Here is a 15,070-nt window from a genome sequence, read left to right as displayed (position 1 = left end):
GGTCCTCCTGGGAGTGCGGCAGGCGCAGGGCGCGGGCGGCGCCCATGGCCTGTTCGGCGAGGAAGCCGTTCTCGTGGGGGATGTCGGCGGGCAGCAGGTCCAGGACGGCCGTGTTGACGACGCAGCCGTGGCCGGAGTCGTGCAGCAGGAAGATCTTGCGTCCGTCGCTGACCTTGTCGAGTTCGGCGGCGGTCAGATGGCGGCCCAGGGCGCGCTGGTCGTAGCCGGCGATGCTCACCCAGTCGCCGGGCGCGCGGGTGCGGGTGACGGCTTCCGCGACGACCTCGAGTACGTCGTCGATCCGGGTGCGGCCGGCGATGCTCGGGGTGTTCTGCTTGAACCCGGTCCAGGCGAGGTGCACATGGGCGTCGATGAACCCGGGGAGCACGGTGGCGCCCTGCAGGTCGATCACCTCGCGGGCGGGCAGGGAGGTCACGGCCTCGTCGAGGCCCGCGATCCGGCCCTGCCAGATGCCCACGTCATGAGCGACCGGATGGTCCGGGTCCATGGTGAGGAAGCGGGCGTTGGTCAGCCTGGTGCAGAGCATCGGTGAGGTCAGACGTCCATCGTCGCGGCGAGGGACCGGGGGCGCAGGTCCGTCCAGTGGGTCTCGACGTACTCCAGGCACGCTTCCCGGGTGTTCTCGGCGAAGGCGGTCGTCCATCCCCCGGGCACCTCGGCGAACGACGGCCAGAGTGAGTGCTGGCCCTCGTCGTTGACCAGGACCAGGAAACGGCCTTCGTTGTCGTCGAAGGGGTTGGTGCTCATGCTCGATGCCTCCTTGGAGGGCCAAGATTAGGTTAGGCTCGCCTAATTGATTGGAGCTTAGCCTTTGTCCCTTCCCTCTCACAAGGAGACATTCATGCGCCTGGTCGCGGCCGACATGGAGGACGCCGACGCCTTCGCCGGGTTCGGGCTGCCCGGCGCACCCGGCACCGACGAGTTCTGGGCCGCCGCTGGCGCGCCCGCCTCGAAACCCGCCGGGGACGGCGGTTGGGTGACCCTGTTCCTGTGGCGCGGGTCGGAGGCGAGGGTCGGTTTCGAGAGCTGGTCGGAGCCGGTCCCCCTGCGCCGCTGGGCCGACTCGGACTGCTGGTACGCCGAGGTGCGCATGCCCGAGCGGCTGCGGGTGACCTATCAGTTCCTGGTGGGCGACGCGGCGTACGCCGACCCGCTCAACCCGGCCGGTGCGGGCGGTGACCGGTCCATCGCGGCGACGCCGGACGCCCCGGAGCAGCCGCACTGGCCGCTTGTCGGTGCCGACGAGGTGCTGCCCCTGCCGCGTACGCGGATCCGCTGGGCCAGTGAACGGCTCGGGGGGCGGCGGACCGTGCGGGTCCATCCGGTGGGCGGTGGTGGGCCCGTGGTGCTGCTGCTCGACGGGGACGACTGGCTGTATCTGCACCCGGCCATGACCGCGTTCGACTCGGCCGTGGCCGCGGGTGAGTTGCCGCCGGTGACGCTGGTCTTCTTGCCGGCGAAGGACAGGGAGGCGGAGTTCACGTGCCGGTCCGAGCTGTGGGAGGCGGTGCGGGACGAACTGCTGCCGCTGGTGGCGGAGTCGGGTGTGCGCGCCGACCTCGACCGGCTCGTGGTCGCCGGGCAGAGTCTCAGCGGGCTGAGCGCGGTGTACGCGGCGCTGGAGTTTCCCGGGCTGGTGTCGCGGGTTGCCTGTCAGTCGGGGTCGTTCTGGTGGCAGCCGGGTGCCCTGCGGGCGGCTGATCCGTTGGGGGGTCCCGTCGGGGGTGTGATCGCCGAGCGGCTGCGGGAGGGTGTTGATCTGTCGGGGCTGCGGGTCGCGTTCGATGTCGGGGAGCATGAGGTGCGGATGCTGCCGCACTGCGGCCTGGTGGAGAGCCTGGTCGAGCGGGCCGGTGCGACCGTGCGGGTTTCACGGGCTGCGTCCGGCCACGATCGGGCGGGGTGGCGGCATGCGTTGGTCAGGGATGTGGGCTGGGCCCTCGGGTAGTGGTTGTCTGCGGGGCGGTGGGGGCTGGTCGCGCAGTTCCCCGCGCCCCTGAAAAGCAGGGCATGCCCCCACGGCCCGTCAGAAGGTCACCGCGCCACCGCCAGGCAGTACGCCTCGTCGTTGGCCAGCAGATTCCGGTGGGTGTCGTCTGCCGTGATGACGCCGTCGGCCAGGACCAGGACCCGGTCGGCGGCGTCCAGGAAGGCCGGGCTGCTGGTGATCACTACCGTCGTGCGGCCCCTGCGCAGTTTCGCCACGTTGCGGGCGACGAGCTGTTCGGTGACCGCGTCGACGGCCGTCGTGGGGTCGTGCAGGACGAGGACGTCGGTGTCGGCCGCCAGTGCCCGGGCCAGGGACAGGCGTTGGCGCTGGCCTCCGGAGAGGTTCGCGCCCCGGTCGCGGACGCCGTAGTCGAGGCCGTCGCGGTGCAGGGCGACGACGTCGGTCAGCATGGACGCCTCGACGGCCTCGGAGACCGAACGGCTGGTGCCCGAGGGGTCGATGTTGGTGCGCAGGGTGCCCGCGAAGATCTCCCCGTCGTACGGGTTCACGAGGATGTGCTCGCGGACCGCCTCGACCGACAGGTCCGTCAGCTCCTGCCCACCGATCCGGACGACTCCCTCGTACGAATCGGGCGGGACGTTCACGGCCAGGACGGCCGCCAGGTCGGCGGCGGCGCGCGGCTGGTAGGCGGCGATGGCGACGAACTCGCCGGCCGCCACCTGGAACCTCACCTTGTTCAGGGACCCGTGGCGGACGCAGTCGATCTCCAGGTCCGAGCCCGGGGCCGGCCGCCCGGACCCCGGGGTCGTGACCGGCGGCGCCGACAGCACCAGCGCCATCCGCTCGGCCGACGCGCGCGCGATCATCACGTACTTCGGCATCTCCGAGAACAGCCGGAGCGGTTCCATGATGAACTGCGCCAGGCCCACGGCCATGACGAGTTCCCCGATGGTGATCCGGCCGTCGAACGCCAGCCAGCCCGCCGTCAGGGTCACGGCTCCGGCCAGGACCGCGTTGAGGGCCAGGGCGGTGCCCGCGTACACGCCGTTCACCTTGGCGACGGTGACCGCTTGGTGCTTCGCCTCGGTGCTGACCTTCCGGTAGGAGCCGAACGCGGCGTGGTTGCCGCCGAATCCGTGCAGCGGGCGCAGGCCGGTGATCAGGTCGGCGACCTTCGCGCCGGCCCGCGCCACCCGCGCCTGCTGTTCCTGGGTGCTGCTGCCGATCCGCCGGGACATCACGCTGAGGATCGACAGGATGGCGACGGTGCCCACGATCACCAGCAGGCCGAGCCGGATGTCGGCCAGGCCCAGCGCGACGGCCGCGACGATCACCGCGACCATCGAGCTGATCAGCATCGGGACCACTTCGACGATGTCGGCGGTCTGGTCGGCGTCCTCGGTGGCGATGGTCAGGACCTCGCCGGACTTGAGGTCGACGTCCCTGGCCACCGGTTGCAGACCGCAGGCCGCGACCTTCACCCGCCAGCGGTGTGCCTCGGTCGTGTTGGTCTTCTGCAGGATCCGCATGCCGAACCGCCAGGACAGCGACACGGTCGTGATGATCACGGCCAGTGCGGCGATCGACAGGGCGAGCGCGCCGAGACTCCGGCCGTCCCGCATCGTGTGCTCGACGATCAGGCCGAGCGCGATGGGGAAGGCCGTCTCGCCGGCCTGGTAGAGGCCCATGAGGACGGTGCCGCCGGCCATGGCACCGAGGTTGCGGCGCAGGGCGGTGCGGAGGATGGCGGCCCCGGGGCGGGGCCGCTGCGTGTCAGTTGTCATCGAGGTGGCGGGCAATCGCTTCGGGGGTTCGCAGGGTGAACAGGTCTCGGATGGTGATCACGGGGCCGAACTCGCGGCGGAGCAGCCCGATCAGGCGTACCGCCAGCATGGAGTGTCCTCCGAGGGACACGAAATCGCTCACCGCGCTCACCTCGTCGTCGTCCAGGTCCAGTGCCTCGGCGAAGTACTCGCAGACCACGGTCTCGGTCTCGGTCCGCGGGCCCCGCTCCCCCACCGTGGTCAGCGCGCCGAGCGGCTTGGCCTCGGGCAGCGCCTTGGTGTCAGCCTTCCCGTTCACCGTCAGCGGGATGCTCTCGACCTGGGCGTAGTGCGTGGGGCGCAGGAAGTCCGGCAGTCCGGCGCCCACGTCGGAGGCGACCGCCGCCAGGTCCCCGCCGTCCAGCACGAGGTAGGCGGCCAGCCGGTAGGCGCCGTCGACCTGTGGGTCGGGCTGGGCCACGGCGGCGACGAACCGGACCGCCGGGTGCGCGGCGAACACGGCCTCGACCTCGCCGAGTTCGACCCGGTGGCCCCGGATCTTGACCTGCTGGTCGGTGCGGCCCAGGTACATCAGATTGCCGTCGGGCCGGCGGACCACCAGGTCCCCGGTGCGGTACATGCGCTCGCCGGGCTCGCCGAACGGGCAGGCGACGAAGCGGTGCGCACTCTGGGCGGGCTGCCCGAGATAGCCGCGCGCGATGCCGATGCCCGACACGTACAGCTCACCGGGCACCCCGTCGGGCAGCGGCCGCAGCCACGGATCCAGGACGTACACGTCCGTGTTGTCGATCGCGACGCCCACCACCGGGTCCTGGCACTCGAAGGTGCCGACGCCCAGGGTGTTGATGGTGTACTCGGTGGGTCCGTACAGGTTGTAGCCGACCGTGCCCTCGGTCTCGGCGAGGCGCTGCCACAGCGTCGGGGTGACGGCCTCGCCGCCCAGCAGCACCAGCGCCGGCCGGCGTTCCGGGTTGTCCAGCAGGCCCTCGGCCACCAACTGCTGCGCGTAGGTCGGGGTCACGTTGATGACATCGATCCCGTGCTCCAGGCAGTACTCCACCAGCGCGGGCGCGTCACGGCGCAGCTCCTCGTCGCAGATGTGCACTTCATGCCCGTCGGCGAGCCACAGCAGCTCCTCCCACGACATGTCGAACGCGAACGACACGGTGTGCGCGATCCGGAAGACGCGGTGACCGTGCTCCGCCAGTACCGGCTCGAAGATCCGGCGCTGATGGTTGATCAGCATGTTGGTGAGCCCGGCGTACTCGGTCACCACGCCCTTGGGCTTTCCGGTCGAACCGGAGGTGTAGATCGTGTACGCGGGGTGCCGCAGCCGGTCCGGGTCGTCCGGCGTGAACGTCACATACGGCTCGGCCTCGGGAAGAGGCCGGTCCAGTTCGATGAGGGCGCCGGTCAGCCGGGGCGAGACGGCACTCACGGTGAGGATCACGTCCGGCCGGGCGTCGTCGACGATCGCGGCGATCCGCTCGTCCGGATGGTCCAGCTCCAGCGGCACGTACGCGGCGCCGACCCGCAGGACGGCGAACAGCGCCGCGATCCAGTCGAGGGAGCGCGGGATCGCGAGACCCACGGTCGTCTCGGGTCCGATGCCGCGCCCCGCGAGCACACCGGCGACCGCGCGGCTGCGGTCCCGGAGCTCGGCGAACGTCATCGTCGCGCCGTGGGCGACGAGCGCCACCCGCTGCGGGTCGCGATCCGCGGCCTGATCGAACCGGTCGACGACGGTGTCCGTGCCGACGTCCGTACGCGCGCCCGGAGCGGGCTCGGGACCCAGCCCCCTCAGCGCGCCCACCGGCCCGGTCGACCGGGCCAGGTCCTGGAGCACGCTCAGGAAGTCGTCCAGGAGACGACGGGCGCCCGCGGTGTCGCCGTCGCGGTACTCGAGCTTGACCGTGAGCCGGTCGCCGGGGGTGACGACCCAGGTGAACGGATAGTGCGTGGAGTCGTCGGCCTTCACCGAGGTGATGCCGTGCCGGGAGTTCATCTCGGCGAACGCGTCCATGTCCAGGAAATTCTGCAGCACGAACAGGTTGTCGAACATGGTGTCGTGCCCGCTGGCCCGCTGGACCTCGCCGAGCCCCAGGTGCTCGTGCTCCATCGCCTCGACCCGCGCCGTCTGTACGGCCGACAGGTACTCCCGGACCGACTGCTCCGGCCGGGCCCGCGTCCACGTGGGCACGGTGTTGAGCAGCACGCCGACGATGTCGTCCAGGCCCTCGCCGTCACGGCCGGAGACGGTCACGCCAAACACGGCGTCGCTGCGGCCGGTGTGCGCGCCGAGCAGCAGGCCGAACGCGCCGGTCAGCACCGAGTTCAGCGTGACGCCGTGCACCCTGGCCGCGTCCCGCAGCAGCTCCGACTGCTCGGCGGACAGGGTGTGCACGAGTGCGCGCGGCAGGTCGTCCGAGAGGGCCGGCGCCGGTCCGGCGAGCAGCGTCGGGCCGGGGAGGGCGGCCAGGTGCTCCGCCCAGAAGCGTTCCGATACGGCGGGGTCCTTGGCGTCGAGCGCCCGGGCGTACTCCTCGAAGCTCGGCGTGGCCGGCGTCGGGTCGAGCGGCTCGCCCGCGAGGACGGCACGGTAGGCGTCGAACAGGTCCCGCAGGACGATCTCGCGGGACCAGCCGTCCCACAGCAGCAGGTGGTAGCTGAGCAGCAGGCCGTCGCGGTCGTCGGGCAGCCGCACCACGGTCAGCCGGATCAGCGGCGGCTCACCGGGGTCGAATCCGGTGTCGCGGTCCCGGGCGCGCAGGGCGTCGACCTCCGCGTCCGTCGACAGGGCGACCGTACGGACGTCGACCCGCCGGCCGGCCTTGAGGACCTGGACGGGATTTCCGTCGTCGTCCGTGCTGAAGCCGGCGCCCACGACCGGGTGCCGGGCGATCACGTGCGCCATCGCCTCGGCCAGCGCGTCGGTGTCCAGGCGCCGGTCGAAGGTGAACCAGCTCTGCGCGACGTAGTGTCCGGCCGTGCCGGCCATCTGGGCCTGGAAGAACAGGCCGCGCTGGAGCGGGGTGACCGGTGCGGTGCGCTCGGCTGTCGTGGCGGCGTCGGCGATGTGCTCCAGCGCGCCGCGCCAGTGTTCGGTGATCTCGTCGGGTATGCCCTCGGCGAGGGTGAACTCGGCGAGCAGGCTGCCGGTCACGTCGTCGGTCCAGGCGTTGACCTCGACGGCGTACGGGCTGCCCTGGTCGCCGCCGGTGAGGTGCAGCGCCTGGGACTCGCTGCCCCGGCCGAGGTAGTTGAACAGCACCTGCGGGCGGGCGGTGAGCAGCGGGGCCGTCTGCGGGTCGAGGTACCTGAGCTGCCCGTAGGCGACATGCGCACGCTCGTCCGGCTGGCGTTCGGCGACCTCGCGGGCCGCGGCGACCGGGTCGGTGTGCGCGGTGAGCCGTACGGGCGCGATGGAGGTGAACCAGCCGACCGTACGGGTGTAGTCGTGCTGTTCGAGGACCGGCACCCGGCCGTGCCGCTCCAGTTCGATCGCGAGATCGGCGGGCGACGGCTGGACGCGGGTCAGCGCGGTGCGCAGCGCCCCGCACAGCAGCTCGGTGAGACCGACGCCGAGTGCGGCGGGCGCGGTGCGGGTGAGGCGGTCGCTCACGTCGGGGGCGAGCACGACCGTGGTCTCGCGCAGTCCGCCGACCGCGGGCAGCAGTTCGGGCGCCTGGAGCGTGGTGGCCCAGTGGCCGAGGTCGTCGAGTGCGTGAGCGGAACGGAGCGTCAGTGCCTCGGCGTACTCGGCGTACGACGTGGTCGGCGGTGCCAGCGGCTCCCCGCGGAGGGCCGCGGTCAGGTCGTCCAGCAGGATCAGCCAGGACACCGAGTCGACGGCGAGGTGGTGCACGGTGACCACGAGGGTGCGGGTGGCTTCCAGCCAGGCGAAGGCGATGACGTTTCCGGACTCGGGGTCGAGCCGTTCCGCGGCCGCGTTCGCCACGGCCGTGGCGTCGGTGGTGTCCGGGCGTACGACGGTGACCTCGTGGGCCGGTTCGGTGCGCAGGGCCCATACGCCGTGCGTGGTGCGGAGGCGCAGTCGCAGGGTCGGGTGGGCGGCGACTACGGCGTTCGCGGCGCGCTGGGCGTCCGTGAAGGCGGTGCCTTCTGGGGCCTGGAGGGTTCTGGCCTGGGCGAATCGGGTGAGGGAGCCGCCGAGTTCGCGCTGGCGCAGGATGATCGGCGTCGCGGGCAGCGGGCCGTCCTCGCGGCGGGAGACGGCAGGGGCGGCTGCTTGCGTTGTGCTCGTCGACAGGTTGTCGGCCAGTGCGCGGGGGGTCTTGAGGAGGAAGACGTCCCGGGGTGAGATCTGCAGGCCGAGGGTTCGGGCCCTGTTCACGACCGAGATGGCGATGATGCTGTCGCCTCCGGCGTGGAAGAAGTCGGTGTCGGGGTCGACGGCTGTGCCGGGCAGTGTCTGGGTGAAGATCTCGATGAGTGTGGTGACTGCTTGGTTCTTGTCTGCGGGTGCGTTGGGGCTGGTCGCGCAGTTCCCCGCGCCCCCAGAGGTACGTTCGGTCAGGGTCTTTCGATCCAGCTTGCCGTTGACCGTCAGCGGTAGGGCGTCGGTCGGGAGGACCCGGCCCGGGACCATGTGCACCGGCAGCTTCGTGGACAACAGCTCGGTGAAATCAACCGGCACCCGGCCCACCACATGCGCGACCAGGTGATCGCCGCTGTCCGCCACCGTGACGGCCACATCGATCACACCGTCGAGTTCCCGTACGGCGGACTCCACCTCGCCCAGCTCGATGCGGAAGCCCTTGAGCTGTACCTGGTCGTCGGCGCGGCCCGTGAACTCCAGCTCGCCGTCAAGGGTGCGGACGGCGAGGTCGCCCGTGTGGTACATGCGGGAGCCGTCGTCCGCGAACGGGTTCGCCACGAAGCGGCCGGCGGTGAGTGCGGGCCTGCCGAGGTAGCCGAGCGACACCTGGTCGCCGGCGACATAGATGGCACCGACCTTGCCGGGCGGCACCGGGCGGAGCCGGTCGTCGAGCAGGTAGGTGACCAGGCCGGGGATCGGGCCGCCGATCGGGCTGACGTCGTCGCCGGGGCCGAAGTCCTCGTCGGTGAGCACCCGGTGGGTGACATGGACGGTCGTCTCGGTGATGCCGTACATGTTGACCAGCTCGGGCGTGCCCGTGCCGTGCCGCTCGACCCAGCCGCGCAGCCGCCCGAGGTCCAGGGCCTCGCCGCCGAAGATGATCCGGCGCAGTGCGGGCAGCGGTTCGCCGGCGAGCCGGTCGGCCTCGATGAACTGGTAGAACGCCGACGGGGTCTGGTTGAGCACGGTGACTCCGCGCTCGCGGACGAGCCGGTGGAAGTCGACCGGGGAGCGCGTCAGCCCGTACTCGGGCACCAGCAGCTCACCGCCGTACGCCAGCGCGCCCCACAGCTCCCAGACCGCGAAGTCGAAGGAGAAGGAGTGGAACTGGACCCACACGTCCTGCGGGCCGAAGTCCATGTCGGGCTGGGTGTTGGCGAGCAGCGAGACCACACTGGAGTGCGGGACGGCGACGCCCTTGGGCCTGCCGGTCGATCCGGACGTGTAGATCACGTACGCGGGGTTGTGCGGGCTCACCTCGGGCTCGGTGGCGTCCCCCACCGGCAGTTCCTCGCCCTGTACGAGCACCCGGGCCGGCACATCCGCCCTGGCCAGCAGCTCCGTGAAGCGGTCGCGCTGCTCACGGTCCACCAGGACGACCTGGGGAGCCGCGTCGGCGAGGATGTACTCCAGCCGTTCGTCCGGATAGGCCAGGTCCAGCGGGACGTACGCGCCGCCCGCGCTGACGATCGCGACCAGGGCCACGACCTGCTCCAGGGAGCGCGGGACGGCCACGGCGACCCGCTTGCCCGGCCCGACCCCGGCCGCGCGCAGGGCGGCGGCCAGGTCGTTCTTGGTGTCGGCCAGTTCGCCGTAGGTCAGGGACCGGGTGCCGCCGTCGAGGCCGCACTGGGTGACGGCGGTGGCGGCGGGGTCGCGGCGGGCGGCGGTGTCGAACAGGGCGCCCAGCGTCGTCGGGGTGATCGGTGCGGGGCGCCGCTCGCTCTCGGGTGCCAGGTCGCCGACCAGGGCGTCCGGCCGGGTGAGCAGGCCGTTGAGGGTGTGGGTGAATGTGTGCAGGATCGCCCGGGCGGTCGTCTCCCGCAGCAGTTCGCCGTCGTAGATCAGGTTGAAGCGCGGCCGTCCGTCGAGTGCGCGCTCGACCACCAGCGTCAACGGGTAGTGCGGGGCGCCCTCGTTGACGAGGTCGGAGACGACCAGTGTGTCGTCGGGTCGGCGCAGGGCGGCGACATCGGTCGCCACGTCGAAGACCACGAGGGTGTCGAACAGGGAGCCGGCACCGGCCTGGCGGCCGATCCTGGCCAGGGAGACGTGCTGGTGCGGCAGGACCGCGCTCTGGTGCTCCCGTACCGAGGCGAGCAGGTCGCCGGAGGTGGTGCCGTCGGCCCAACGGGCGCGTACGGGGATCGTGTTGATGAACAGACCCACCATGTCCCCGATGCCGGGCACCTCGGCGTCACGGCCGGAGACTGTGGAGCCGAACACCACGTCGCTGCCGTGCAGGATGCCGCCGAGCGTCACGGCCCAGGCGCTGTGCACGGCCACGCTCAGCGGCACGCCGGCCTCGCGGACGGCGGCGTCGAGGTCGCCCTCCGGCTCCACGGCGATGTCGGTGAACCGGTCGGAGGGGGTGTGGTCCTCGGCGACCAGCGAGGGGCCGGTCAGGCCGGCGAGTTCGGCGCGCCAGACGCGGTCGCTCTCGTCGTCGTCGCGTCCGGCGAGCCAGTGCACGTAGTCGGCGAAGCCGCCGATCGGGTAGACGGTCCCCGGGGCGTGGTACTCGGCCAGCAGTGCGCGGAGCATCGGCGGTACGGACCAGCCGTCGGCGATGATGTGGTGCACGGTCTGCACCAGGACGTTCCGGCCGGAGCCCGCGCGGACGAGGGTGTACCGCATCAGCGGGCCGGTGGCCAGGTCGAAGCCGGCGCGGCGGTCCCGCTCGGCGAGGTCGCGTATCTCCTCGTCGGTGATGCCGGGGCGGTCCAGCGTGGTGAAGGGGGCCTGTACGCCGCTCTCCAGCACGGAGACCACGCGGCCGTCGGCGAGGGCCGTGAACCGTGCGGCCAGGTTCGGGAACAGGGTGAGCAGCCGGGTGGCCGCCGTCGCGAGCCGGTCGGCGTCCACCTCGCCGTCCAGGGTGAGGAGTTGCTGCTCGACGTAGGCGCCCGCCGAGTCGTCGTCGAAGACGGAGTGGAAGTACAGGCCCTCCTGGAGCGGGGTCAGCGGCAGGATGTCCCGCAGCTCCGGGCCGTCGAGGGCGTCGACGTCGGTCTGGGTGAGCGGCACCAGGGCGAAGTCGCTGGGCGTGTGGCCGCCCTGGTCGAGTGCGGCGAGGGAGGCCAGGGCCACCCGGAAGTAGTCGCCGATGGCCGTGATGTCCGCGTCGGTGAACATCCCGTCGGGCCAGGAGATGGTGGTGACCAGCTCGTAGTCGCCGGTGAAGGCGGCGGGTTCGGCGATCGCGTTGAACTCCAGGGCGCGCGGCAGGCGCATCTCCGGGTCGCGCTTTTCGCCCAACTGGCCGGTGGTGCCCGCGAGTTGCCAGTCGCCGGGGGCGCCTGCGGCGAAGCGGCCCAGGTAGTTGAAGAGCACCTGCGGTGCGGGCGCGTCGAACTCGCTGCCGGTGAGGTAGCGCAGGGCGCCGTAGGAGACGCCGTTGTCCGGTACCTGCGCGAGGTCTTCCTTGACGGCCTTCAGGGCGGCGGTCAGATACGCGGGGGTGGTGAGGTCGGCCGCCGTGCCGGGGTCGACGGTCACCGGGAAGAGGGTGGTGAACCAGCCGACGGTCCTGGACAGTTCCGGTTCGAAGCCGGCGGAGCCCGCGACGAACTGTCCTTCGCGGCCGTGGCCTTCGAGTTCGATGTGGGCGAACGTCTGGTCCTGGCCGAGGTCGCGGCGCCAGCGGGCGAGGGCGACCGAGAGCGCGGTCAGCAGGACGTCGTTGACGCCCGCGTGGAACTTCGCGGGGACGTCGCCCAGCAGCGCGGCCGTGATCTCGGGGCCGACGGAGACGGTCCGCAGCCGCTCGTGCGCGACGGTGTCGGCCACGGACAGGGCGCGCCTGCCCACCAGGTGGTCCTCTCCCGGCAGGGGGCGCCGGTAGTAGGAGCTGTCCGCGTCGAACGCGGCGCGTTCCAGCAACTGGGTCCAGCGCCGGAACGACGTGCCCACCGGGGGCAGTTCGATCGGCGCGCCCGAGGTGAACTGCCGCCAGGCGGTGGCCAGGTCCTCCATCAGGACGCGCCAGGACACGCCGTCGATCACCACATGGTGGGCGACCAGGACCAGTTGCCGTGCCGTACGGCGCCAGACGGCACGCAGCATCGCGCCGCCGTCCGGGTCCAGCCCCTCGGTGGCGAGCGCGACGCACTCCTCGACCGGCAGCTCACTCTCCTGCCAGATCACGGACGCCCCGCCGGCCTCCGGGATGTCGAAGCTCCAGTCGTCGCCGCGTACCAGCCTGGCGCGCAGCATGTCGTGGTGCCGGACGAGGGCGGAGAGGGTCTCGTCGAGGGCGTCTGCGGTCAGGTCCGCGGGGGTGTTGAGCACGACGGACTGGACGAAGCCGTCGACGGCGTCCGTGGTCTCGCCGAGCCACTGCACGATGGGCGATCCCACGACGGTTCCGGTGGCGATGTCGCCATGGTCCGTGGTGGAGACGTCCTCACGGCTCGCGACCGCCGCCAGGGCGCCCACGGTGGTGTGGGTGAAGATCTGGCGTGCCGTGACGTGGAGGCCCTCGTCGCGCAGGGCGCTCAGCAGGGAGATCGCCAGGATGCTGTCTCCGCCGAGCTGGAAGAAGTCCTGGTCGACACCGACCTCGTCGAGCCGCAGCACCTGCGCGACCGCGGCGCACACCGCGCGCTCGTCGTCGGTGGTGGGGCGGACGAGCGAGCCGGTTTTGATCGTGGGCTCGGGCAGGGCGTTGCGGTCGAGCTTGCCGTTGGCGGTGAGCGGGAACTCCTCCATCACGACGAGGTGGGTCGGCACCATGTACTCGACCATGTGCTCGGCGGCCCACGCCTTGACCTCGTCCGCCCGCAGGTCCTCGCCGCCGGCGGCCGGGATGACGTAGCCGACCAGGTAGGTGCCGCCCGCCGTGTTCTTCTTCGCGACGACGCAGGTGTGCCGGACTCTGGGGTGTTCCGCGAGACCGGCCTCGACGTCCTCTATCTCCAGCCGCATGCCGCGGATCTTGATCTGGTTGTCGGCCCGGCCGAGGAAGTCCAGCGATCCGTCCGGGGCGAACCGCGCGAGGTCGCCGGTGCGGTACAGCCGGGAGCCGTCGTCGGCGAAGGGGTTGGCCACGAACCGGGAGGCGGTCAGGCCGGGGGCGTTGACGTAGCCGCGGCCCAGGAGGAAGCCGCCCACGTAGAGTTCGCCGCCGACCCCGACGGGGACCGGGCGCAGTTCCTCGTCCAGGACGTAGAGCTGGGTGTTGGGGTTGGCCTTGCCGATCGACGTCGACAGGCGTTCCGCGGCGCCCCGGTAGATGACGTGCGAGACGCCGATCGTCGTCTCGGCGGGGCCGTAGCCGTGGTACATGGGGATGTCGAGCTTGGTGCGGAACCGCTCGTACAGCTCGGGGGTGAGCACCTCGCCGCCGCACCACACGTGCCGCAGGCTGTCCAGGCGGCCGGTGTCGCCGGCCATCTCCAGCAGCACGTCCAGCATGGACGACACCAGGTAGGTGAAGGTGACGCGCTGTTCGGCGATGACGCTGAGCAGATGGTGCGGGTCTCGTTCGCCGCCGGTGCGCAGGACCACCAGCCTGCCGCCGGAGACCAGGGGCAGGAAGATCTCGTTGATGGATATGTCGAAGGACAGCGGCGCCTTGAACAGCGAGGCGTCGTCGTGGCCGAAGCCCAGGATCTCGTTCACCTGCCACAGCAGGCGCTCGCTGATCGCCTCGTGCCGGATCATCGCGCCCTTGGGCCGCCCGGTCGAACCGGACGTGAAGATCACATACGCCAGGGCGTCGCCGAGGACGGTGACGCCGGTGCCCTCGGCGGGGCAGGAGGCGTACCCCCAGTCGCCGAGGTCGACGGCCACGGCCTCCGGTTCGGCCGGGTCGTGCTCGCCCGAGGCGTTGAGCTGCAGGACGACCCGGGCGTCCTCGATGACGACGGCCCGGCGCGCCGCGGGCCACTGCGGGTCGAGCGGCACGAACGCGCATCCGGCCTGGAGCGCGGCGAGCAGCCCGATCACCATGTCGGCGGAGCGGGCCAGGGAGATGCCGACGACCTGTTCCTGGCCCAGTCCGCGTGCGATGAGGTGGTGGGCGAGCTGGCTGGAGAGCTCGGCTGCCTGACGGTAGGTCAGCGACCGGTGCTCGTCGACGACGGCTACGGCGTCGGGTCTGGTCCGCGCCTGCTCCCGGAACATCTCGACGACGGTCGGGCGGGCCCGGTCGGCCTCGTTGTCGTTCCACTCGGCCAGGGTCCGGAGCCGGGCGGCCACACTGGACGGGCCGATGGTGCCGAGGGGCCGGTCCGGGAAGTCGGCCAGGTCGTCCAGCGCGAGCTGCGCGTCGGCCGGCGCTACGCCGTCCGGGACGGTGATGCTCCGGCCGTCCGGGCTGACGTCCCAACCGCCGGGCGCCGTCCCGCCGTTGTCGACCCAGCCGAGGACGTCGGCGAAGAGCGTGCCGGGGGCGAGGTCGATCCCGTCGGGGCTCTGCCCCGTCGCCCAGTACGACAGACCGATGGCGCAGGCTTCGGCGATGGTCCTGTCCGGGTAGTCACCTGTGCGCCGGCGGACATCTGCCAGGCGGGTGGGAGAAAGCAGTGCGAGACGAGCGCGCGGTTCCATCATCGAAGACTCAGCGTCCCTTCCAGAATATGGAGTTAGGCTAACCTAAATAAGGGTTGCCTAACTACCCTCTCGCCAGGCCCGCCACAGTCGTGCGTACCGGCCGCCCAGAGCCACCAGTTCCTCGTGTGTGCCCTGCTCCACGACGCGTCCCGCGTCCAGCACGGCGATCCGGTCGGCGGCCATCGCCTGGGTCAGCCGGTGCGCCACGAACAGCGTCGTGCGGCCCGCGCAGGCGGCCAGTACGGCCCGCTCCAGCTCGGCGGCGCCCTCGCTGCCGGCCTCCGCGGTCGACTCGTCGAGCACCACCACCGGCGCCCGGCCCAGCACCAGCCGGGCCAAGGCGATCTGGGCGACCTTGGTGACGTCCAGGCGCTCACCGCCCTCGCCGACCGAGGTGTTCAGCCCCTCGGGCAGCGCGTC

General features: G+C 71.7%; 5 protein-coding genes and 1 pseudogene. 1 reads left to right on the top strand and 5 read right to left on the bottom strand.

Annotation, left to right across the window (positions count from 1 at the left end):
* Nucleotides 1-547 (bottom strand): amidohydrolase family protein (locus ACFTZL_RS26785; RefSeq protein ID WP_382587695.1); only part of this gene is annotated, 547 nt, incomplete at its 3' end.
* A gap of 8 nt (nucleotides 548-555) precedes the next feature.
* Entirely contained in the window at nucleotides 556-768 is a 213-nt protein-coding gene (locus ACFTZL_RS26780; protein ID WP_382587693.1) for an MbtH family protein, read from the bottom strand.
* A 94-nt stretch (nucleotides 769-862) separates the two neighbouring features.
* On the opposite strand from ACFTZL_RS26780, the gene ACFTZL_RS26775 reads away from it, so the two are divergent.
* Nucleotides 863-1,969, top strand: a complete 1,107-nt coding sequence (locus ACFTZL_RS26775) for an alpha/beta hydrolase-fold protein (protein WP_382587691.1) — start codon at nucleotides 863-865, stop codon at nucleotides 1,967-1,969.
* Between the two features lie 86 nt (nucleotides 1,970-2,055).
* On the opposite strand, the gene ACFTZL_RS26770 is transcribed toward ACFTZL_RS26775, so the two are convergent.
* The 3 genes and pseudogenes from ACFTZL_RS26770 to ACFTZL_RS26760 form a co-directional block, all read right to left on the bottom strand.
* Nucleotides 2,056-3,756 carry an ABC transporter ATP-binding protein gene (locus ACFTZL_RS26770; protein ID WP_382587689.1) on the bottom strand — a complete coding sequence of 567 codons (1,701 nt, stop codon included), beginning with the start codon at nucleotides 3,754-3,756 and terminating at the stop codon, nucleotides 2,056-2,058.
* On the bottom strand, nucleotides 3,746-14,650 hold the full coding sequence (locus ACFTZL_RS26765; RefSeq protein WP_382587687.1) for an amino acid adenylation domain-containing protein: 10,905 nt from the start codon (nucleotides 14,648-14,650) through the stop codon (nucleotides 3,746-3,748). The genes ACFTZL_RS26770 and ACFTZL_RS26765 overlap by 11 nt, the downstream gene beginning before the upstream one ends.
* A gap of 57 nt (nucleotides 14,651-14,707) precedes the next feature.
* Nucleotides 14,708-15,070: pseudogene (locus tag ACFTZL_RS26760) on the bottom strand (ABC transporter ATP-binding protein); the annotation flags it as partial.

Origin of the sequence: Streptomyces sp. NPDC056948 (assembly GCF_042674225.1) — a bacterium.
GTDB lineage: Bacteria > Actinomycetota > Actinomycetes > Streptomycetales > Streptomycetaceae > Streptomyces > Streptomyces purpurascens.
Note: the sequence above shows the minus strand (reverse complement) of the source record. Positions and strands in the feature narration are given on the sequence as shown.

Bases quoted from the DNA above. Each gene is read 5' to 3' on its own strand.
- ACFTZL_RS26780 (WP_382587693.1), bottom strand. From the start codon at position 768: ATGAGCACCAACCCCTTCGACGACAACGAAGGCCGTTTCCTGGTCCTG.
- ACFTZL_RS26775 (WP_382587691.1), top strand. From the start codon at position 863: ATGCGCCTGGTCGCGGCCGACATGGAGGACGCCGACGCCTTCGCCGGG.
- ACFTZL_RS26770 (WP_382587689.1), bottom strand. From the start codon at position 3,756: ATGACAACTGACACGCAGCGGCCCCGCCCCGGGGCCGCCATCCTCCGC.
- ACFTZL_RS26765 (WP_382587687.1), bottom strand. From the start codon at position 14,650: ATGATGGAACCGCGCGCTCGTCTCGCACTGCTTTCTCCCACCCGCCTG.